Source organism: Roseateles sp. GW821-FHT09B06, assembly GCF_059418245.1.
The window spans coordinates 1-21,552 of record NZ_JBWKPM010000005.1; the positions used below are offsets into that span (position 1 = coordinate 1).

Annotated in this window: 18 protein-coding genes; 2 read left to right on the plus strand and 16 right to left on the minus strand. The window is 68.1% G+C overall.

Features of this window, described 5'->3' with window-relative positions; all coding sequences use genetic code 11:
- Positions 1-139: 139 nt before the first annotated feature.
- The 11 genes from AC07OQ_RS05960 to AC07OQ_RS06010 form a co-directional block, all read right to left on the minus strand.
- A complete protein-coding gene (locus tag AC07OQ_RS05960) occupies positions 140-1,297 on the minus strand; it encodes an ABC transporter substrate-binding protein (RefSeq protein ID WP_495052182.1) in 1,158 nt (385 codons plus the stop codon).
- Between the two features lie 24 nt (positions 1,298-1,321).
- Entirely contained in the window at positions 1,322-3,187 is a 1,866-nt protein-coding gene (locus AC07OQ_RS05965) for an AMP-dependent synthetase/ligase (RefSeq protein WP_495052183.1), read from the minus strand.
- Positions 3,184-3,960, minus strand: coding sequence for an ABC transporter ATP-binding protein (locus AC07OQ_RS05970; protein WP_495052184.1), 777 nt, complete (start codon positions 3,958-3,960; stop codon positions 3,184-3,186). The genes AC07OQ_RS05965 and AC07OQ_RS05970 overlap by 4 nt, the downstream gene beginning before the upstream one ends.
- A complete protein-coding gene (locus AC07OQ_RS05975; protein WP_495052185.1) occupies positions 3,957-4,760 on the minus strand; it encodes an ABC transporter ATP-binding protein in 804 nt (267 codons plus the stop codon). The genes AC07OQ_RS05970 and AC07OQ_RS05975 overlap by 4 nt, the downstream gene beginning before the upstream one ends.
- Positions 4,757-5,833, minus strand: a complete 1,077-nt coding sequence (locus tag AC07OQ_RS05980) for a branched-chain amino acid ABC transporter permease (protein WP_495052186.1) — start codon at positions 5,831-5,833, stop codon at positions 4,757-4,759. Before AC07OQ_RS05980 ends, AC07OQ_RS05975 begins: the two co-directional genes overlap by 4 nt.
- A 13-nt stretch (positions 5,834-5,846) precedes the next feature.
- Complete coding sequence (locus AC07OQ_RS05985) at positions 5,847-6,722, minus strand: branched-chain amino acid ABC transporter permease (RefSeq protein ID WP_495052187.1); 876 nt, start codon at positions 6,720-6,722, stop codon at positions 5,847-5,849.
- 209 nt (positions 6,723-6,931) lie between these two features.
- On the minus strand, positions 6,932-8,440 hold the full coding sequence (locus tag AC07OQ_RS05990; protein WP_495052188.1) for a tripartite tricarboxylate transporter permease: 1,509 nt from the start codon (positions 8,438-8,440) through the stop codon (positions 6,932-6,934).
- A gap of 10 nt (positions 8,441-8,450) precedes the next feature.
- Positions 8,451-8,918, minus strand: a complete 468-nt coding sequence (locus AC07OQ_RS05995) for a tripartite tricarboxylate transporter TctB family protein (RefSeq protein WP_495052189.1) — start codon at positions 8,916-8,918, stop codon at positions 8,451-8,453.
- A 139-nt stretch (positions 8,919-9,057) separates the two neighbouring features.
- Positions 9,058-10,872 (minus strand): type IV pilus assembly ATPase TfpB, encoded by a 1,815-nt coding sequence (gene tfpB, locus AC07OQ_RS06000; protein ID WP_495052190.1) that lies wholly within the window; start codon positions 10,870-10,872, stop codon positions 9,058-9,060.
- A 55-nt stretch (positions 10,873-10,927) separates the two neighbouring features.
- Complete coding sequence (locus AC07OQ_RS06005) at positions 10,928-11,743, minus strand: class I SAM-dependent methyltransferase (protein WP_495052191.1); 816 nt, start codon at positions 11,741-11,743, stop codon at positions 10,928-10,930.
- Positions 11,740-12,255 carry a DNA-deoxyinosine glycosylase gene (locus AC07OQ_RS06010; protein WP_495052192.1) on the minus strand — a complete coding sequence of 172 codons (516 nt, stop codon included), beginning with the start codon at positions 12,253-12,255 and terminating at the stop codon, positions 11,740-11,742. The genes AC07OQ_RS06005 and AC07OQ_RS06010 overlap by 4 nt, the downstream gene beginning before the upstream one ends.
- Before the next feature lie 61 nt (positions 12,256-12,316).
- Between AC07OQ_RS06010 and AC07OQ_RS06015 the strand changes: the two genes are divergently transcribed.
- Both AC07OQ_RS06015 and AC07OQ_RS06020 read left to right on the plus strand, forming a co-directional pair.
- A complete protein-coding gene (locus AC07OQ_RS06015) occupies positions 12,317-13,126 on the plus strand; it encodes a mechanosensitive ion channel family protein (RefSeq protein ID WP_495052193.1) in 810 nt (269 codons plus the stop codon).
- 172 nt (positions 13,127-13,298) lie between these two features.
- The gene (locus tag AC07OQ_RS06020) at positions 13,299-14,876 is read left to right on the plus strand and encodes a M28 family metallopeptidase (protein ID WP_495052194.1); all 1,578 of its coding nucleotides are present in this window, start codon (positions 13,299-13,301) and stop codon (positions 14,874-14,876) included.
- Between the two features lie 38 nt (positions 14,877-14,914).
- Here AC07OQ_RS06020 and AC07OQ_RS06025 read toward each other — a convergent pair whose 3' ends face one another.
- The 5 genes from AC07OQ_RS06025 to polA all read right to left on the minus strand — a co-directional run bounded on the left by AC07OQ_RS06025 (position 14,915) and on the right by polA (position 21,512).
- Positions 14,915-15,757: a TatD family hydrolase gene (locus AC07OQ_RS06025; RefSeq protein ID WP_495052195.1), complete on the minus strand. Its 843-nt coding sequence runs from the start codon at positions 15,755-15,757 to the stop codon at positions 14,915-14,917.
- 6 nt (positions 15,758-15,763) lie between these two features.
- Complete coding sequence (gene purU / locus AC07OQ_RS06030; protein WP_495052196.1) at positions 15,764-16,633, minus strand: formyltetrahydrofolate deformylase; 870 nt, start codon at positions 16,631-16,633, stop codon at positions 15,764-15,766.
- 39 nt (positions 16,634-16,672) lie between these two features.
- Positions 16,673-17,347, minus strand: coding sequence for an ABC transporter ATP-binding protein (locus AC07OQ_RS06035; protein WP_495052197.1), 675 nt, complete (start codon positions 17,345-17,347; stop codon positions 16,673-16,675).
- Positions 17,340-18,596 (minus strand): lipoprotein-releasing ABC transporter permease subunit, encoded by a 1,257-nt coding sequence (locus AC07OQ_RS06040; protein ID WP_495052198.1) that lies wholly within the window; start codon positions 18,594-18,596, stop codon positions 17,340-17,342. The genes AC07OQ_RS06035 and AC07OQ_RS06040 overlap by 8 nt, the downstream gene beginning before the upstream one ends.
- A 138-nt stretch (positions 18,597-18,734) precedes the next feature.
- Positions 18,735-21,512, minus strand: coding sequence for a DNA polymerase I (gene polA / locus AC07OQ_RS06045; protein WP_495052199.1), 2,778 nt, complete (start codon positions 21,510-21,512; stop codon positions 18,735-18,737).
- Between the last annotated feature and the right edge of the window lie 40 nt (positions 21,513-21,552).

Sequence of the window (21,552 nt, forward strand, 5' to 3'; positions counted from 1 at the left end):
TTTCGCTTCCCTTCACTCACCACCTGCCGCTCTTGCGAGCCGCTGTGATCAGCGAAGCCCACGACTGTAGCACAAGAAATTCGGGCTGCAAACAAGAAGGCGCGGATTTTTTCCGCGCGCCCCGTTTTGTCGGGTCGACTTACTGGCCGACGTATTCCGACACCACCTTCCAGCGCCCATCCTGGATCTGCGACAGCCGCGAGGCATTGCTGCCCAGGCGTTTGGTAGCGCTATAGCTGGCCTCCGCGCTGCCGAAGATATCCGGCGGGAAGTTCATGCCGTCCATGGCCTTGATGAAGCTGTCGGTCGTCAGGTTCGGGCCGACCTTCTGCGCCACACGGATGAAGCCGTCGATGATGGCGTAGCCATAGGCGGAGAACACGGTTGGGTCCTCATTGAACTTGGTCTTGTACTTGGTGGCCCAGAAGCGGATCGGCTGCGAGGCCTCGTCCAGGTAGGGATGCTGGGTGGCCATCGCCGCATAGAAGCCATCCATCGGCTTGCCGCCCAGCTTGTGGATCAGGTCGGTATAGGCCGCGCTGGAGCCCAGAAAAACCGGATTGAAGCCGGTCTTGCGCGCCTCACCGATACTGCCGATGGTTTCGCGGATGATGGTGCCCAGCACAACCAGGTCGCAGTTCGCGGCCTTCAACCGCGCCACCTGCGAGGAAAACTCGGTGGCGCCGCGCTTGAAGCTGGTCTTCTCGGCCAGTTCCATATTGATGCCCTTGAGCCCGGCCTCGGCGCCCTTCAGCACCTCCAGGCCGAAGTCGTCGTCCTGGTAATGGGCGCAGACCTTCTTGGCGCCCTTCTCCTTCACCAGCCGCGGCAGCATCACGCGGATCTGCTCGTAATAGGGCACGGCGAACGAATACTTGAGCTTGTGGAAGGGCTCGTACATCTCGCGCGCCGCGGTCAGCGGCCAGAAGTTGATCACGTTCTTCTCGAACTGCACCGGCATCGCCGCCAGGTTCTGCGCCGTGCCGATATGGCCGGCCATGATGAAGATCTTGTCCTGGTTGACGAGCTTCTGCGCCGCCAGCACCGCGCGCTTGGGGTCGTAGCCGGAATCCTCGAACTTCAGCGCGATGCGCCGCCCCTGCACGCCGCCCTGCTCGTTGAGCTCGTCGACGCGCAATTGCATGCCGAAGCGCACCTGCTTGCCATAGCCCGCCAGCGGCCCGGAGAAATCCTGGATCGAGCCGACGACGATCTCGGTCTTCGTCACCCCCTGGGCGGACTGGGCCTGGGCGCCCAGGCCCGTCAACAAGGCCAATGCAATGAGGCTGTGCTTCATGGTTGTCTCCTTGGTTTGCCGGTGTCAGCCGCCGGTGCGGTACATGGATTCGATCAGTTCGGCATATTTCTTCTGCACAAAGGAACGCTTGAGCTTCATGGTCGGCGTCAGCTCCTCGTCCTCGGCGCCCAGCTGGGTTTCGAGCAGGCGGAACTGCTTGATCTGCTCGACCCGGGCGAATTTCTTGTTGACCCGCTCGACCTCGCCGCCGATCAGCTCCTGCACCGCGCGCGCCCGGGTCAGGCTGGCGTAGTTGGAGAAGGGCACGTCATTGTCCTGCGCGAATTTCTCGACGTTCTCCTGGTCGATCATCACCAGCGCGGTCAGGTAGGGCCGGCGGTCGCCGATCACCACCGCATCGGTGATGTAGGGCGAGAACTTCAGCTCGTTCTCCAGTTCGCTGGGCGTGACGTTCTTGCCACCGGCCGTGATGATGATGTCCTTCATTCGGTCGGTGATGCGGAAATAGCCGTCGGCATCCACCGAGCCCACGTCGCCGGTGCGCAGCCAGCCCTCGCTCGTGATGGTCTCGGCCGTCTTCTCCGGCTGGTTCAGATAGCCCATGAAGACATTGCGCCCGCGCAGCAGCAGCTCGCCGGTGCCGGGATCGACCTTGACCTCGACGCCATCGGCCGCCACGCCAATCGTGCCCGGCCGCATCGCGTCGGCCCGCGTAATCGTGCCCAGCGCGCAGCTCTCGGTCTGTGCCCAGCCCTCCAGCATCGGCACGCCCAGCGACAAATACCAGCGGATCAGCTCCGGCGAGATCGGCGCCGCGCCGGTCAGCAGCGCCCGGCAGCGGTGGATGCCGATCAGCTTGCGCACATTGTCCAGCGCCAGCCGGCGCGCCAGCGCGAAGCGCAGCTTCAGGCCCGCGTCCACCGGCTCGCGCGCCAGCACCCTGTCCACCACCCGGCCGCCGACGCCCAGGGCCCAGCGGTAGACGAACTGCTGCAGCGGCGAGGCCTCCTTGATCGCGATCGCCACCGCCGAATAGAACTTCTCCCAGACGCGCGGCACCGCGAAGAAGATGGTCGGCGCGATCTCGCGCACGTTCTCGGCCACCGTGTCGGGGTTTTCGACGAAATTCAGCACCGCCCCCGCATACAGCGAGGCATAGGCGCCCACCATGCGCTCGGCGATATGGCACAGCGGCAGAAAGCACATGCGTTCGTCGCGCTCGTCCTGCGGCAGCCCGGCCACCGCCTGGCGCATGCTGTAGACCAGCCCGGCATGGCTGTGCATCGCGCCCTTCGGCTTGCCGGTCGTGCCCGAGGTATAGACCAGGATGGCCAGATCGCCCGGCTGGCGGCTGCAGACGCGCTGCTCGAACAGGCCCGCATGCGCCGCGTCATGCGCCCGCCCCCGCTCGCGCAGCGCGTCCAGGCTCAGCACCATCGGATCGTCGAAACGCTGCAGCCCGGCCATGTCGAACACGACGATATGGCGCAGCAGCGGCAGCGCGGCGCGCACCTCCAGCGCCTTGTCGAGCTGCTCCTCGTCCTCGACGAACAGCAGCCGCGTCGACGAATCGGCGCTCAGGTACTGCAGCTGCTCGGCCGAATCGGTCGGGTAGACGCCATTGGTCACGCCGCCGGCGCTCAGGATCGCCAGATCGGCCAGCACCCATTCCAGCCGCGTGTTGGACAGGATGGCCGCGCAGTCGCCCGGCGCCAGCCCCAGGGCCGCCAGCCCCATCGCGATCTCGCGCACCGCCGCGCCGGTCTCGCTCCAGCTCCAGCTGCGCCACAGGCCCAGCTTCTTCTCGCGCAGAAAGACCTTGTCGCCGCGCCGCTCGCAGGCGTTCCAGAACACCGCCGGCAGGGTCTCGCCCGGGATGTCCGTCGGATTCGGCGGCACCGCGGTCTGGGCATCCCACAGATTGCTCATCGCCAGGTCTTCTTTTTCTTCCAGCGCCGCTCGCCGCGCGCGCCCGAGGCCTGCATGCCCAGGTAGAACTCCTTGATGTCCTCCTTCTCGCGCAGGCGCTCGCAAGCATCCTCCATCACGACGCGGCCGTTCTCCAGCACATAGCCGTAGTCGGCGGCGTTCAGCGCCATGTTCGCGTTCTGCTCCACCAGCAGGATGGTGGTGCCGCGCTCGCGGTTGATGCGCACGACGATCTCGAAGATCTCCTTGGTCAGCTTCGGCGAGAGGCCCAGGCTGGGCTCGTCCAGCAGGATCAGCGCCGGCGCCGCCATCAGCGCGCGGGAAATCGCCAGCATCTGCTGCTGCCCGCCCGACAGCAGCCCCGCCGGCTGCAGCGCGCGCTCGCGCAGGATCGGGAAATAGCCGAACACCCCCTCGACATCGCGCGCCACGCCGTCGCGGTCGTGCCGCGTGTAGGCGCCCATCAGCAGGTTGTCGCGCACCGACAGCAGCGGGAACACCTCGCGCCCCTCGGGCACATGGCTCAGCCCGCGCTGCACGATCAGCGCCGGGTCCAGGGCCGTGATGTCCTCGCCCCGGAACTCCACCGCGCCGCGGCGCGGGTCCAGGATGCCCGAGATGGTCTTCAGGATCGTCGTCTTGCCCGCGCCGTTGGAGCCCAGCACGGTGGCGATCTCGCCCTGTCGCACCGTCAGGCTGATGCCGCGTATGGCCTTGATCGGGCCATAGGCGCTCTCGACATTGCTGAGCTTCAGCACCGCCTCGGCGCTCATGCCCGCGCCCTCCGCAGCGAGGAGGCGTCGTCGGCGCTGCCAAGATAGGCCTCGATCACGCCCGGATGCGCCTGCACCTCGGCCGGCGTGCCCAGGGCAAGCACCTCGCCCTGGTTCATCGCCAGCACCCGGTCCGACACCTTGCTGACCAGGCTCATGTCGTGCTCCACCATCAGCACCGTGATGCCCAGATCGTTCTTGATGTCCTGGATCCAGAAGGCCATGTCGCCGGTCTCCTCGACGTTCAGCCCCGACGAGGGCTCGTCCAGCAGCAAGAGCCGGGGCTCCATCGCCAGCGCCCGCGCCAGCTCGACGACCTTGCGCACGCCATAGGGCAGGCCCGCCACCATGGTGTCGCGGTAATGCTGCAGGTCCAGGAAGTCGATCACCTCCTCCACCTTGTGCCGCGTGCGGCGCTCGGCCTCGCGCACCGCGGGCAGGAACATCAGCTCGGACCAGAGCCGGCGCGGATGGCGGATATGGCGGCCGATCAGGAGGTTCTGCAGCACCGTCGCATGCTCGAACAGCTCGATGTTCTGGAAGGTGCGCGCGATCCCCAGGCCGGCGACGCGGTGCGGCGCCACGCTGCTCAGCGGCTGGCCCAGATAGGCGATGTGGCCGCTGGTCGGCGTATAGATGCGGCTGATCAGGTTGAACACCGTGGTCTTGCCGGCGCCGTTCGGGCCGATCAGCGTGAACACCTCGCCGCGGCGCACGTCGAACGACACCTCGTTGACCGCCAGCACGCCGCCGAAGCGCACGCTCAGGTTCCGGGCCGACAGCAGGATCTCGCCGCTCATTTCAGCCGGTCCGACTTCTGGAAGGCCTTCTGCCGCTTGAACAGGCCGCGGCGGTAGAAGGGAAACAGCTGCAGCCAGGTGCGCGCCTTCAGCCAGCGGCCGTACAGGCCCAGCGGTTCGAACAGCACGAAGGCGATCAGGACCAGGCCGTAGACCGCGCCCTGCAGCCCCGGCGCCTGGCCGATCGCCGGCGGCAGGCCGTCCTTCACCAGCGCGATCAGCTGCGGCATCGTGATCAGGAAGATCGCGCCCAGGAAGGCACCGTGCACCGAACCCAGGCCGCCGATCACCACCATCAGCAGCAGGTCGATGCTCTGCAGGATGCCGAACTGGTCCGGCGACAGGAAGCGGATCTTGTGCGCATACAGGGCCCCGCCGATGCCGGCCAGCGCGGCCGACAGCGCGAAGCTCAGCGTCTTGTAATAGGCCAGGTGGATGCCCATGCTCTGCGCCGAGATCTCCGAATCGCGGATCGCGACAAAGGCCCGCCCGGTCGGCGCGCGCAGCAGGTTCAGCACCGCCAAGGTGCAGCCCACGGTGATCACCAGGCAGACGAAATAGAAGCCCTCGGCGCTCTCGATCGTCCAGTCGAAGGCCTGCAGCTGAGCGACCATCTTGCCGGCATTGCCGCCGGTCACGCTCTCCCAGCGCGCCAGCCCCTCCTCGACGATGAAGCCGAAGGACAGCGTCGCGATGCCCAGATAGATGCCCTTGACCCGCAGCGCCGGCAGCCCCACCACCGCACCGACCAGGGCCGACAGCAGCGCCGCCGCCGCGATCGACAGCGGAAACGGCCAGCCATGGCCCGCCAGCACCGCCTGCGTGTAGGCGCCGACGCCCAGGAAGGCCGCATGGCCGATCGAGAACAGGCCGGTGAAGCCGGCCAGCAGCATCAGCCCCAGGCCGACCACGCCGTAGATCAGCACGAAGGTCAGCTGGGCCAGCCAGTACTCGTCCAGCAGCCGGGGCGCCGCGGCCAGCGCCAGCAGCAGCAGGCCATACCAGAAGCGCTGCCCGCCATGCTTGGCGAGATCGATGTCCTGGTCGTAGCTGGTCTTGAAGATGAAGCGCATCGCGGCCGGCCCGTCAGACTTTCTTGCGCAGCTGCTCGCCGAACAGCCCGTTGGGCCTGAGCATCAGCATCAGCAGCACCGCCACATAGGGCGTCACGTCCTTGACGCCCTCGGGCAGGTAGAAGCCCGCCAGCGCCTCGACCACGCCGATCAGCACCCCGCCGACGATCGCGCCGGGCAGGCTGCCGAAGCCGCCCACCACCGCGGCCGGAAAGGCCTTCAGGCCGATCAGGCCCATGTTCGCGTGCACGAAGGTGATCGGCGCCAGCAAGAAGCCGGCGATCGCTGCCACCGCCGCGGCCAGGCCCCACACCAGGCCGTTGAGCCGCTTGACCGGAATGCCCATGTAATAGGCCGCCAGCTGGTTCTGCGAGCTGGCCTGCATCGCGATGCCCACCTTGCTGTAGCGGAACAGCAGGTAGAGCAGCCCGCACAAGAGCCCCGTCACCGCGATCACCACCAGTTGCTCCACCGCCAGCACCACGCCGCCTAGCTGCAGCAGCGCGCCGCGATACGGCAGCTCCAGCGCATGGGTCTCGGTGCCGATGCCGGGGATCATCGTGATCGCGCCGCGCGCCACATAGCCGATGCCGATCGTGAGCATCACGATCGCGAAGGCCGGCTGGCCCAGGATCGGGCCGATCACGACGCGCTCCAGCCCCATGCCGAAGGCCGCCATCGCCAGGATCACGCAGGGAATCGTCAGCCAGAACGGCAGGCCCGCGGCACTCAGGAGCGCCAGGCCCAGGAAGGCGCCCAGCATCATCAGATCACCCTGGGCGAAGCTGACCGTCTCGGTGGCCTTGTAGATCAGCACGAAGCCCAGCGCGATCAGGCCATAGATACAGCCTTGGGCCACCCCGCCAATCAGGACCTGCAGTACCTGCATCGCGCGCTTGTCTCCGCCAGACGCTTGGATGCGCCGTGTTGTCGGTGAGGCTTGTGCGATCTACGGACGCGACACCCCCTGCCCGCTTTGTACACAAAGCATCCGACACCGCAGGCCCGAGGAAACCCCAGCGCGAGGCCGCGAAACAGCAAGAAAAAACCCGCAGACCTTGCGGGCTGCGGGCTGGTTCGGCGAGGCCACGGGAAGGACTAGTCTTCCTCTTTGAACGCCTCTGCGCGTTTGCTCTTGATCGAGGGCAGCATCACGATCACCACCATCAGCGCGGCGGCGATCAGCAGACCGGCCGACAGCGGGCGCGTCATGAAGGTGGTCCAGTCGCCGCGCGACAGCAGCAGCGCGCGGCGCAGGTTCTCCTCCATCATCGGGCCCAGGATGAAGCCCAGCAGCAGCGGCGCCGGTTCGCAGCTCAGCTTGTAGAACAGATAGCCGATCACCGCGAACACGGCCGTCATGTAGACGTCGAAGCTGTTGTTGTTCAGCGTGTAGCTGCCGATGCAGCAGAAGGTCACGATGGCCGGGAACAGGAAGCGGTAGGGCACGGTCAGCAGCTTGATCCAGATGCCGATCAGCGGCAGGTTCAGGATCACCAGCATCAGGTTGCCGATCCACATCGACGCGATCAGGCCCCAGAACAGCTCGGGGTTGCTGGTCATCACCTGCGGGCCGGGCTGGATGCCCTTGATCGTCATCGCGCCGACCATCAGCGCCATCACCGCGTTCGGCGGGATGCCCAGGGTCAGCATCGGGATGAAGCTGGTCTGCGCGCCGGCGTTGTTGGCCGACTCGGGACCGGCCACGCCCTGGATCGCGCCCTTGCCGAACTGGCTGGGGTCCTTTGCGACCTTCTTCTCCAGCGTGTAGGCCGCGAACGAGGCCAGCAGCGCGCCGCCGCCAGGCAGCACGCCCAGGATCGAACCCAGCGAGGTGCCGCGCAGCACGGCCGGCCAGGCGTCATGGAAGTCCTGCTTGGTGGGCCACAGGCCCTTGACGTCCTTGGTGAAGACCTCGCGGTGCTCGGCCGGCTTGCCCAGGTTGGCGATGATCTCGCCGAAGCCGAACACGCCCATCGCGATCACGACGAAGCCCAGGCCGTCGGTCAGCTCCGGGATCTCGAACGAGAAGCGCGGCGTGCCCGAGATCACGTCGGTGTTGATCTGGCCGATCAGCAGGCCCAGCACGATCATCCCGATCGCCTTCAAGAGCGAACCCGAGGCCAGCACCACGGCGCCGATCAGGCCCAGCACCATCAGCGAGAAATACTCGGCCGGGCCAAACTTGAAGGCCAGCTCGGTCAGCGGCGGCGCGAAGGCCGCGATGATCACGGTGCCGACGCAGCCGGCGAAGAAGGAGCCCAGACCGGCGGCCGCGAGCGCGGCGCCGGCACGGCCCTTGCGCGCCATCTGGTAGCCGTCGATCGCGGTCACGACCGAGCTCGACTCGCCCGGCACATTGATCAGGATGGCCGTGGTCGAGCCGCCGTACTGCGCGCCGTAGTAGATGCCGGCCAGCATGATCAGCGCCGGCGTCGCGTCCAGCGCATAGATCGAGGGCAGCAGCATCGCGATCGTCGCGACCGGGCCCAGGCCCGGCAGCACGCCGATCAAGGTGCCCAGCATCGCGCCGCCGAAGGCGTACAGCAGGTTGGTCAGGGTCAGCGCGGTCTGGAAACCGAGCGCCAGGTTGTTCAGCAGATCCATCGATGACTCCTCAGGCAGCGCCCATGAACGCAGGCCAGACCGGAATCACCAGCTTCAGACCCCAGATAAAAATCACCCAGCTGAACACCGTCAGCAGCACGGCGTTGAGCAGGGCCTCGTGCCACTTGAACTCGTCGCCGGCCAGCGCCGCGACGATCACCAGCAGCGGCAGCGTGATCGCCATGCCCAAGCGCGGCAGCGCCAGGCCGAACAGCACCACGGCGACCACGATGATGATCAGCGGCCGCCAGGCGATCGCGCCCACCGGATCGCCGCCCTCGGATTCGATGCTCAGCGCCTTGAACAGCACCGCACCGCCCAGGATGGCCAGCAGGACGCCCAGGCCGAAGGGGAAGTAGCCGGGACCGGGCCGGGCGGACGAGCCGAAGCTGTATTCGGTGGCACCCCAGGCAAAGCCCAGGCCGACCACCAAGAACATCAGCCCCGACCAGAAGTCTCGTTGACTCTTGATCTTCATGTGAGGAACCCTTAAAGCTCTAATGAACCGGCTGCATTCTAGGCAGCACCCTGCGGGCTAAGCTGTGTGGTTTCCACGTAAGTTCGGGCCTATGTCGCTGCCGCGACAGGCCGGCCGGGAGCTGCCGGTTCGGCGCCGCTCAGGCCTCCCACTGCGGGGTGCTGCGCAACACCTCTTCCAGCGTCGTCAGCCCTTCGGCCACCTTCATCGCGCCGGCCAGGCGCAGCGGCCGCAGCCCTTCCTGCATGGCCTGGCGGCGCAGCGCCGAGATGTCGGGCGTCGGGTGGATCGCGGCCTTGACCGCCTCGCTGACGGTCAGCAGCTCGAACAGGCCGGCGCGGCCGCGGTAGCCGGTGTTGCGGCAGTCCAGACAGCCGACCGGCTTGCAGGGCTTGACCCCGCCGTTCATGCGCCAATGCTTGAGCATGTCGTTGAGCGAATCACGCGTGACCGCGGGGTCGGGCTGCTTGCAGGCCGGGCACAAGGTGCGCACCAGGCGCTGGGCCAGCACGCCGATCACGGTGGCCGTGATCAGGTAGGGCGGCACGCCCAGATCGGTCAGGCGCGTGATCGCCGAGGCCGCGTCGTTGGTGTGCAGCGTGGAGAACACCAGGTGGCCGGTCAGCGCCGCCTGGATCGCCATCTCGGCGGTCTCCAGGTCGCGGATCTCACCCACCATGATGATGTCCGGGTCCTGGCGCATCAGCGCGCGCAGGCCCTCGGCGAAACCGAGGTCGAGCGCCGCCTGCACCTGGGTCTGGTTGAAGGCCGGCTCGATCATCTCGATCGGGTCCTCGATCGTCGTGACGTTGACCTCGTCGGTGGCCAGGCGCTTCAGGGTCGAATACAGCGTCGAGGTCTTGCCGCTGCCGGTCGGGCCGGTCACCAGGATGATGCCGTGCGGCTGCGCGGTCAGCCGGGTCCAGCGCTCGGCGTCATGGCCGGAGAAGCCCAGCTGGTCGAGATTCTTGACCGCGGTGTCGGGGTCGAAGATGCGCATCACCATCTTCTCGCCGAAGGCGGTGGGCAGGGTCGACAGGCGCATTTCCACCTCGTCGCCGGCCGGGTTGCGCGTCTTGATGCGGCCGTCCAGCGGCCGGCGCCGCTCCACCACGTCCATGCGCCCGAGCAGCTTGATGCGCGAGGTCATCGCGCTCATCACCGGAGGAGGCAGTTGGTAGACGGTGTGCAGCACGCCGTCGATGCGGAAACGGATCACGCCCATGTCGCGGCGCGGCTCGAGGTGGATGTCCGAGGCGCGCTGGTCGAAGGCGTATTGCCATAGCCAGTCCACCACCTGCACCACGCCCTGATCGTTCGCGTCCAGCTGCTTGTTGTTCTTGCCCAGTTCGACCAGCTGCTCGAAGCTGGCCACCTGGGTCACCTCGCCGGCCTTGGCGGCGGCGCGCACCGAGCGCGCCAGGGTGAAGAACTCGGTGGTGTAGCGCGCGATCTCCAACGGATTGGCCACCACCAGCTTGATCGGCTTGCGGGTGTGCGACTCGATCTGCGCCACCCAGCTGCGGTCGAAGGGCTCGGAGGTGGCGATCGTCACGTCGGTCAGCCCCACCTGCACCGGCAGGCAGCGCTTGGCCTCGGCATAGCCCACCGACATGATGTCCGACACCCGACCCACATCGACCTTCAGCGGATCGATGCGCAGATAGGGCAGCTTGGCGCGCGCGGCCAGCCATTCGGTCAGCTGGTCCAGGTCCAGCGGCTTGTTGCTGCCGGCGCGGGTCAGGCCCGCATGGCCCAGGCGCACCAGCGGATGCAGGGCCGAATCGCCGGCGGCGAAGCGCGTCTCCATGCGCTGCACCTGCTCGGCATCGAGCAGCCCGTCCTCCTGCATCCAGCGCAGCAGGCGGCGCCATTCGAGCCGGCCCTCGGGCTGCCGGCCCGCGCCGGCCGCCTCGCCGGGGACGGGACTCTTGGTCTTGCTGCTGGCGCTCATCGGGCACCCTCCATGCTGCGCAATGCGGAATTCGCCTCGGGAACGGCCCGACGGCTCATGGCTGGGACTCGCCGAGAAGCTGGTTGATCACGCTCATCGGCAGCGGCCGCACCAGGCGCAGCCATTTGCGCGCCGGCAGACCGTGGCCCAGGTACTGCGACTCGATATTAGCCGCCCGGCGCTCCAACTCCTCGCGCTCCGGCACCTGCACGCCGCGCGCCGCGACGACGATGGTGTTGCCCTCCTTGGTCGGCGCCAGGCTCCAGACCTGATCGCTGCCGAACACCCGGGCAATGCGGGCGGCGCTGCGTGCGAAGCTCGCGGCGCGGCCGAACAGGTTGACGGTCATCAGCCCGCCCTCCTCCAGCACGCCGCGGCAGGCCGCGTAGAAGGCCTCATCGTCCAGCACCGGCGAGGCCGCGTCATGGTCGTAGAGGTCGACATTCAGCACCGCGACGCTCTGCAGCCTGGCCGGATCGGCCACCCAGGCGCCGGCATCGGCATTCACGACGCTCAGCCGCGCATCGTCCTGCGGCAGGTGGAACCAGCTGTGGCAGGCCGCGATCACGGTCGGGTTGATCTCGACCGCCGTGGTGCGCATCTTCAGCACCTTGTGGCAGAAGCGCGTCAGCGAAGCCGCGCCCAGGCCCAGTTGCACCGCCTGGCCTTCGCGCAGCGCGGCGCTCTCGCGCCACAGCATCCAGGCCATCATGCGCTGCACATATTCCAGCTCCAGCTGCTGGGGCTTCCTGATGCGCATCGCGCCCTGCACCCAGATCGAGTCCAGGTGCAGGAAACGCACGCCGTCGTATTCGCTCAGGGTGGCCGGGATCCAGTCGGGCTTCCTGGACTGTTCTTTTCTCTTGCTCATGGATCAAGTAGACCATGGCGCGCGAACACCTCGCGCCAGGCCGCCAGCTTGCGCTCGAAGGACCAGGCCGCGTTGGCCGGGCTGCTGGACGGCAGGCGGTAGACCGGCAGCCCGAGCCGCTGCGTCACCTTGATGTGGCGCGCCGATTCGCCGCCGTTATGCGCCACCGCTTGCAGCGCCGGCAGCTGCGCCGCCAGGCCCAGCAGGTCGTTCGGTTCGGCCGCGCGGATCGCACTGTCCAGGCTGCCTTCGCGCTCGCAGGCGGCGTAGACATCCCAGATCGCCAGTCCGCGCGAGCGTGCGAAGTCCAGCCGGTCCTCGTAGGCCAGGGCCCGCAAGTCCTGACCCCAGAGTCTAGACAGCAGCGGCCAGAACTGGTTGCGCGGGTGGCCGTAGTACTGCTGCGCGGCCAGCGAGGCCGCGCTCGGGAAGCTGCCCAGCAGCAGCAGCCGGGCAGCGGGCGAGCACACCGGGGCCAGGCCTTGCCATTTGGGGGGATGGGCAAGCGGCACCGGCTTTGCGATGATCGCCGCGGTTTTGGGATTGAAACGATCGGGCACAGGAGGACTGTCAATGAACACCGAAGCAATCTGGCTTTTCTTGAGCACCCAGGGCATGGATTTCGGCCTCAAGGTGCTGGCCGCGCTGGCGGCCTGGATCATCGGCCGCTGGATTATCAATCTGGCCGTCGGCCTGTTCACGCGCGCGCTGGAGGCCGGCAAGAAGGTCGATTCGACCCTCTCCAACTACCTGCGCTCCATCCTCACGGTGCTGCTGAACATCGTGCTGGTGCTGGCGATCCTGGACATCTTCGGCATCAAGACCACCTCCTTCGCCGCGCTGCTGGCCGGCGCCGGCCTGGCGATCGGCACCGCCTGGGGCGGCCTGCTGACGCATTTCGCGGCCGGTGTATTCATGCAGGTGCTGCGGCCCTTCAAGGTGGGCGACTTCGTGCAGGTCGGCGGCGTCACCGGCACGGTGCACGAGATCGGCCTGTTCGGCACCACGCTGATCACGCCGGACAATGTGCAGACCATCATCGGCAACAACAAGATCTTCTCGGACACGATCCAGAACTACTCGACCCTGCCGCACCGCCGCGTCGACTGCGTCGCCAAGGTGGCCAACACGGTGGACCCGCTGGACGCGATCGCGCGGCTGAAGCCGGTGGTCGCCGCGATCCCGAACGTCGTGGCCGCGCCGGCACCGGACATCGAGATCATGAGTTTCACGCCGGAAGGCCCGATGCTGTGCGTGCGGCCCTACTGCCACACCGACCATTACTGGCAGGTCTATTTCGACACCCACAAGGCCATCGTCGCGACCTTCGGCGCGGCCGGCTACCCGGTGCCGGAGACGCCGCTCGCGCCGCGCAATCGCTGAGCGACGCGGGCACGGGCGGCCCCCCCGTGCAAGTCCCCCCAAGTTCCTGGGGGTGGCGGATCGGCACTTTCAGGCGCAGGCTACCGGCTGCTCAGCGGCCGTGGCGATCCTTCCCCGCGCCACGGGTTGGTCAACAACCGACAAGGGCTTGAGTGCCCGCGAAAGGAGCGCCATGAAGCTTTCCGTCCTGAAGCGCGGCGCGCCGCGCTCGACCGGCCTGTCGGCGTTGGCGCTTGGCGCCGCGTTCTTCCTCGCCTCGTGCGGCGGCGGCGACGACGCCGGCGATGCGCGCACGGACCCGCTCGACGCCAGCGTGCGTGCGCTCGGCGCCGACAACGCAGCTTGCGACAACCGCGTCAACGACACCCACGCGAAGCTGCTGCAATGCGTCACGCTCGAAGGCGTGCGCCGTCACCAGGCAGCGCTGCAGGCCTTCGCCGATGCGAACAACGGCACCCGCGTCTCCGGCTCGCCCGGCTACGACGCATCGGCGGCGTACGCCGCTCAGGTGTTGCGCGATGCCGGCTACGTCGTCACGATCCAGGAGTTCCAGTTCCAGACCTTCATCTCGCTCGCGCCCAGCTTGCTCGAGCAGCTCTCGCCGCCGCCGGCCGGGCCGATCGAGAACCGCATCATGTCCTACTCGGGCAGCGGCGACGTCAGCGCGGCGGTGAGCACGGTGAACGATGTCCGCGGCTGCAATGCTGCCGACTTCGCCGGCTTCCCGGCCGGCCATATCGCGCTGATCTCGCGCGGCTCCTGCAGCTTCGCCATCAAGGCGACCAATGCCTACAACGCCGGTGCCAGTGCGGTCGTCATCTACAACAACGAGCCGGGCGGGCTCAACGGCACCCTGGGCGCCGGCTTCGCGCTGAACATTCCGGTCACCTCGGTGACGCAGGCGACGGGCCAGCAGCTGGCGACGACGCCGGGCCTGGTGATGCGGCTCAGGACCTCGACCTTCCGCGGCCTCGCGACCACCAGCAACGTGATCGCCGAGTCGATCGCAGGCGACGCGAACAACGTCGTGATGGTCGGCGCCCACCTCGACTCGGTGAACGCCGGGCCGGGCATCAACGACAACGGCTCGGGCAGCGCCGCTGTCCTGGAAACCGCGCGCATGATGGCCAAGGTGAAGCCGCGCAACAAGCTGCGCTTCGCACTCTGGGGCGCCGAGGAGTCAGGACTGATCGGCTCGACCTACTATGTCAACAACCTGACGCAAGCGCAGAGGGAGCAGATCGCGCTGTACCTCAACTTCGACATGATCGGCTCGCCGAACCATGTGTTCTTCATCTACGACGGCGACGACTCCGACGGCGTCGGCGCAGGCGCCGGCCCCGGCGGCTCGGCAGAGATCGAGAAGATCTTCGAGCTGTACTTCAATGAGCGCGGCATCCCGTTCAAGGGCGCCGACTTCACCGGCCGCTCGGACTACGGCCCCTTCATCAATGCCGGCATCCCGGCGGGCGGTCTGTTCACCGGCGCCGAAGGCATCAAGACGGCCGCCGAGGCGGCCCTGTGGGGCGGCACCGCCGGCCAGCCCTACGACCCCTGCTACCACCAGGCCTGCGATGGCTACGCCAACAACAACGCTCAGGCGCTCGACCTGAACAGCGATGCGGTCGCCTACGCGACGCTGCAGTTCGCCATGAGCACCGAGGCCGTGAACGGGCAGCGCGGCAAGGGCAACTTCAAGCTCCGCGACCTGAGCCAGATCGATCCGGACCACAAGCCGGTGAGCGAGTAAGCGGCGCCCCGATCCCGGCTGCCAAACGCACGGGGCGGTCAGCCGCCCTGTGCAGATGCCCCCGGGGCGACAAGTCCCGCCAGCCGCGGCAGCGCCGCCCGCACATTCGCGCCGGTGACTGCCGCGGTCTCGTCAAGGCTCCAGCCGCGCAGCGCGGCCAGGCTCGCGGCAATGCGCGGCAGTTCCGCCGGCTCGTTGCGCCCCTGCGCCCTTCCGGCCACGCGCTCGTCCGCCGTCGCATAGAGCCAATGCGGCGGGATGTCCGGCGCATCGGTCTCCAGCACCAAGCTCTCGGCCGGCAGCTCGGCCGCCAGGCGACGGATCTGCAGCGAGCGCTCGTAGGTCAAGGTGCCGCCAAAGCCCAGCTTGAAACCCATGCCGACGAAGGTATCCGCCTGCTGCCGGCTGCCATTGAACGCATGCGCGATGCCGCCCGCCACCTCGACACGGCGCAGCCCGCGCAGCAGCTGGTCGGCGCTCTTGCGCACATGCAGGATCACCGGCAGGCCGAAGCGCTTGGCCAGCTTCAGTTGCTCCAGGTAGAAGAACTCCTGCCGCGCCACGTCCAGACCGGAGACGAAGAAATCCAGCCCGATCTCGCCGATCGCCACCAGCCGCGGGTCCTCGCGATGCCGCGCCAGCAGGCCGGCCAGGATCTCCAGGTCCGTTTCCTGCGCCCGCATCACATAGAGCGGATGGATGCCCAGCGCGTAGGCAAAGCCATGCTCATGCGCTAGCGCGCGCACCGCCTCGAAGTCGAAGGCGCCGACCGCCGGAATCACGATCTGCGTCACGCCCGCCGCGCGGGCCCGCGCCACCACCGCGTCCCGGTCCGCGTCGAACTCCGGCGCGTCCAGGTGGCAGTGGCTGTCAACCCACATGATCGGCTAGCGGAACACCACCGTCCGGTGCCCGTTCAGCAGCACGCGGTGCTCGGCATGCCACTGGATCGCGCGCGCCAGGGTCACGCATTCGACATCGCGGCCGATCGCCACCAGTTGCTCGGGCGGCAGGCTGTGATCGATGCGCGCCACCTCCTGCTCGATGATCGGGCCCTCGTCCAGGTCCGAGGTCACGTAATGGGCCGTCGCGCCGATCAGCTTGACGCCGCGCTCATAGGCCTGGTGGTAGGGCTTGGCGCCCTTGAAGCTGGGCAGGAAGCTGTGGTGGATGTTGATCGCGCGGCCCGACAGATAGGCGCAGAACTCGGGGCTGAGGATCTGCATATAGCGCGCCAGCACCACCAGGTCGATCCGGTTCTCCTCCACCACTTCGCGGATCTTGCGCTCCTGCGCGGCCTTCTGCTCGGCCGAGCTGTTCAGCAGCGGGAAATGGTGGAAGGGAATGTTGTGCGAGGCGGCCAGCTGGTAGAAGTCGCGGTGGTTCGAGACGATGGCCGGGATCTCGATCGGCAGATGCCCGGTCTGCACGCGGAACAGCAGGTCGTTCAGGCAATGGCCCAGCTTCGAGACCAGCAGCAGCACGCGGGTCTTGGCCGCCCCGGCCACCAGCTCCCAGTCCATCTGCAGCCGCGCGGCCAGCGGCGCAAAGGCCGCGCGCAGCGCGGCGGCCTCGGCACCGGCCGCGCACTCGAACTCCAGGCGCATGAAGAAGCGCTGGTGGTCGGCATCGCCATGCTGGGCCGAGGTCAGGATGTTGCCGCCCTGCTCCAGCAGAAATCCGGTCACGGCATGGACGATGCCCGCGCGGTCGGGGCAGCTGAGCTTGAGGATGAATCGGGAGGAGAGGTGGCTCATACAAGAATCTTTCGGGGCCCGCGATCCTACTGCAGCACGCTACTGCAGCGCCCCGCCCACCAGCCGCAGCTGTGCCTCGCAGCGCGCCGCCAGGCCCTGGTCGTGGGTCACCAGCACGAAGGCCGTGCCCTGCTCGCGCGCGGTGTCCAGCATCAGCGCGAACACGGCGTCGGCGGTGTCGCGGTCCAGATTGCCGGTCGGCTCGTCGGCCAGCACGCAGGCCGGACGCGTCACCAGCGCGCGCGCGATCGCCACCCGCTGGCGCTCGCCGCCGGACAACTCGGACGGCCGATGCGCCAGGCGCTGGCCAAGACCCAGCTTGCTCAGCATCGCGGCCGCCTGCGCACGCGCCTCGGGCTTGGGGCTGCGCCGCACGCGCAGCGGCATCGCCACATTGTCCAGCGCGCTGAACTCCGGCAACAGGTGGTGGAACTGGTAGACGAAGCCCAGATGCTGGTTGCGCCATTGGCCCAGCGCCGGCTCGCCCAGGGCCGCCAGATCCTGCCCCATCAGCGCGACCTTGCCGGCCGAGGGCTTGTCCAGCCCGCCCAGCAGATGCAGCAAGGTGGACTTGCCCGAGCCCGAGGCGCCCAGCACGGCCAGGGTCTGGCCGCGGCCGACGCGGATGTCCACGCCCTTCAGCACCTGCACGTCCAGCCCGCCCTCGCGGAAGCGCCGCGACAGCGCCATGCCCTCCAACACGACATCACTCATAGCGCAGGGCCTCGGCCGGTTGCACGCGGCTGGCGCGCCAGCTCGGATACAGGGTGGCCACGAAGGCCAGGATCAGCGAGGTCACCGCGATCGGCAGGACGTCGGTGCTCTGCGGGTCGCTGGGCATGCGGCTGATCAGGTAGATGCTGCCGGGCAGGAAGCTGACGTTCAGCAGCCGCTCGATGGCCGGCACGATCACGTCGATGTTGTAGGCCACCAGCAGCCCGAGACCCACGCCCGAGAGCGTGCCGATCACCCCCGAAGCCGCGCCCTGCACCATGAAGATGCCCATGATGGAGCGCGGGCTGGCGCCGAAGGTGCGCAGGATCGCGATGTCGGACTGCTTGTCGGTCACCGTCATCACCAGGGTCGAGACCAGGTTGAAGGCCGCCACCGCGACGATCAGGGTCAGGATGATGCTCATCAGCCGCTTCTCGACCTGCACCGCGTCGTACCAGTTGGCATTGGTGCGGGTCCAGTCGCGCACCCGGATCTCGGGACCCAGGCTCCGCGCCAGCTGCTCGCCGATGCGACGCGCCTCGTGCACATCGGCCAGCTTCAGCTGCACGCCGGTGGGCCCGGCGACGCGGAACAGCTTGGCCGCATCGTCCACATGGATCAGGGCCAGGCCGCTATCGTATTCGTAGTGGCCGGCATTGAAGACCCCCACCACCGTGAAGCTTTTCAGGCGCGGCTGGGTGCCGGCCGGCGTCACCTGGCCACCGGGCGTCACCAGGGTCAGCTTGTCGCCCTCGCGCACGCCCAGTTGGCGCGCCAGTTCGCCGCCCAGCACCATGCCCCATTCGCCGGCCTTCAGCCGGGCCAGCGGCCCGTCCTTCAGCTGCGCGGCCAGCGGCGTGACCAGCGGCTCCAGCTGCGGGTCGATGCCGCGCACGATGGTGCCGCGCATGTCCTCGCCGCGCGCGATCAGGGCCTGGGCCGCGACGAAGGGGGCGGCGCCCTGCACCGCCGGGTTCTGCTTGGCGCGGGCCACCGTCGCCTGCCAGTCGGGCAGCGCCTGGCCATCGTAGGACATCAGCTCCACATGGGCGATCACGCTGAGCATGCGGTCGCGCACCTCCTTCTGGAAGCCGTTCATCACCGACAGCACGATGATCAGCGCGGCCACGCCCAGGGCGATGCCCAGCACCGAGACGCCGGAGATGAAGGAAATGAAGCGGTTGCGCCGCCCGCCGCGGCCGGCGCGGGTGTAGCGCCAGCCGATCTGCAACTCATAGGGCCAATTCATGGGCGGGGATGCTAACCGAGAGCCAGGCGGCAGCGCCCGCACCGCAGTCCCGAGCGGGCAGCGCCGACCCGGCTTTGCCGGTCGGCCGGTGGCCAAGGCCTCCGGCCGTGGCGCGCGCAGCGCATAGGGGGTGGGCCGTCAATGCGCCTCGTCCCAGTTCGCGCCGACGCCCACCTCGGCCAGCAGCGGCACCTTCAGATCGGCCACGCCGGCCATCAGCCGCGGCACCTCGGCCTTGATCCAGTCCAGCTCGGCCGCGGGCACCTCGAACACCAGTTCGTCGTGCACCTGCATGATGATCTTGGTGGCCTTGGCGCTTTCGTCCAAGGCCCGCTGCACCGCCACCATCGCCAGCTTGATCAGGTCGGCGGCCGTGCCCTGCATCGGCGCATTGATCGCCTGGCGCTCGGCGCCGCTCTTGCGCGGGCCGTTGCCGCCGTTGATCTCGGGCAGGTAGATGCGCCGGCCGAAGAAGGTCTCGACATAGCCCTTGGCCTTGGCCGATTCGCGCGTCTCGTCCATATAGCGCTTCACGCCGGCGAAGCGGGTGAAATAGCGGTCGATGTAGTCCTTGGCCGCTTTCGTCTCGATGCTCAAGGACTGCGCCAGGCCGAAGGCGCCCATGCCGTAGATCAGGCCGAAGTTGATGGTCTTGGCATAGCGGCGCTGCTCGCTCGTCACCTCGTCGACCGCGACGCCGAACACCTCGCTGGCGGTCGCACGGTGCACGTCGATGCCCTCGCCAAAGGCGCGCAGCAGGCCCGGGTCCTCGCTGATATGCGCCATGATGCGCAGCTCGATCTGCGAGTAGTCGGCGCTGACGATCACATGCCCCGGCGGCGCGACAAAGGCCTCGCGCACCTTGCGCCCTTCCGCGGTGCGGATCGGGATGTTCTGCAGGTTCGGGTCGTTGCTGGCCAGGCGGCCGGTCACGGCCACCGCCTGCGCATAGGTGGTGTGCACGCGGCCGGTCCGCGCGTTCACCATCTGCGGCAGCTTGTCGGTGTAAGTGCTCTTGAGCTTGGCCAGGCCGCGGTACTCGAGGATCTTGGCCGGCAGCGGGTAGTCCTGGGCCAGCTTGTCCAGCACCTCCTCGTCGGTCGAGGGCGCGCCGGTGGCGGTCTTCTTGACGACCGGCAGGCCGAGCTTGTTGAACAGGATCTCGCCGATCTGCTTGGGGCTGCCCATATTGAAGGGCTGGCCGGCGATCGCATAGGCCTCCTGCTCGATCACGACCAGGCGCTGCGCCAGCTCGTGGCTCTGCGCCTGCAGCCGCGCCGCGTCGATCAGCACGCCGTTGCGCTCGATGCGCGCCAAGGTGTGCGAGGCCGGCAGCTCGATCTGCTGGTAGACGAACTTCAGGCCGGCCTCCGCCTCGATGCGCGGCAGCAGCAGCTCGTGCACCTGCACGCACATCTCCGAATCCTCGCCCGAGTATTCGGTGGCGCGCGCCACGTCCACCTGGGCAAAGGGAATCTGGTGCACGCCCTTGCCGCACAGGTCCTCGTAGGAAATGCCCGCCCGGCCCAGATAGCGCTCGCCCAGCGCCCCCAGGCCATGGGTCTTGTGCGCCTCCAGCACATAGCTTTGCAGCATGGTGTCGTGCGCATAGCCGGCGACCTGAATGCCATGGTTGGCGAACACATGGGTGTCGTACTTGATGTTCTGGCCCAGCTTCTGCTTGGTCGGGTCCTCCAGCCAGGGCCTGAGCCGGGCCAGCACCTCGTCCAGCGGCAGTTGCTCGGGCGCGTCCGGCCCGGCATGGCGCAGCGGGATATAGGCCGCCTTGCCCGGCTCCACCGCGAAGGAGATGCCGACGATGCGGGCCTGCATGCCGTCCAGCGAATCGGTCTCGGTGTCCAGCGCGGTCAGCGGCGCGGCCGCCAGCTTGGCCAGCCAGGCCTCGAACCGGTCCCAGCTCAGCAGCGCTTCGTAGTGACGCTCGATCGCCGCGGCCGGCGCCGCCGGCTCGGCGAACAGCTCGCCATTGCCGGACGCCCGAGCGGCCGCGGCCTTGGGCTTGCCGGCCGGCGCCGCCGGGACCGCCTCGCCGCTCAGCTCCTTCAGCCAGGTCTTGAAGCCGTTGCGGCCGTAGAAGTCGATCAGGCCGGCCTGGTCCACCGCTTTCAGCTGCAGCGACGCCAGCGCCGGCCAGCCGGGCATCTGCTCGGCCAGGTCGCAGTCGCTCTTGATCGTCACCAGCCTGCGGCCCAGCGGCAGCCAGTCCAGGGCCTTGCGCAGGTTTTCGCCGGCGACGCCCTTGATCTGGTCGGCATTGGCGATCACGCCGTCCAGCGAGCCATGCTCGGCGATCCACTTGGCCGCGGTCTTCGGGCCGACCTTCTCGACGCCGGGCACGTTGTCAACCGCGTCGCCCATCAGGGTCAGGTAATCGACGATGCGCTCGGGCGGCACGCCGAACTTGGCCAGCACGCCGGCGCCGTCCAGGGTCTCGTTGCTCATCGTGTTGATCAGGGTCACCTCTTGCGTGACCAGCTGGGCCATGTCCTTGTCACCGGTGGAGATCACCACCTGGTAGCCGGCGCGCTCGCCGACGCAGGCCAGCGTGCCGATCGCGTCGTCGGCCTCGATGCCGGGCACCTCCAGGATCGGCCAGCCGAGCAGGCGCACCACCTCGTGGATCGGCGCGATCTGCTCGCGCAGCGCATCGGGCATCGGCGCGCGCTGCGCCTTGTACTCGGGGTACCAGTCGTCGCGGAAGGTCGGCCCCTTGGCATCGAAGACGCAGGCCGCATGCTCGGCGCCGATCTGCTCGCGCAGCTTTTTCAGCATCGCGACCATGCCGTGCAGGGCCCCGGTCGGCTGGCCCTCGGGCCCGCGCAGATCGGGCAGGGCATGGTAGGCGCGGTAGAGGTAGCTGGAGCCGTCGACCAGCAGCAGAATCGGTTTGCTCATGGGGGGCGATTGTCGTCCAAGCGCCGCGGCCGGCCCCGCT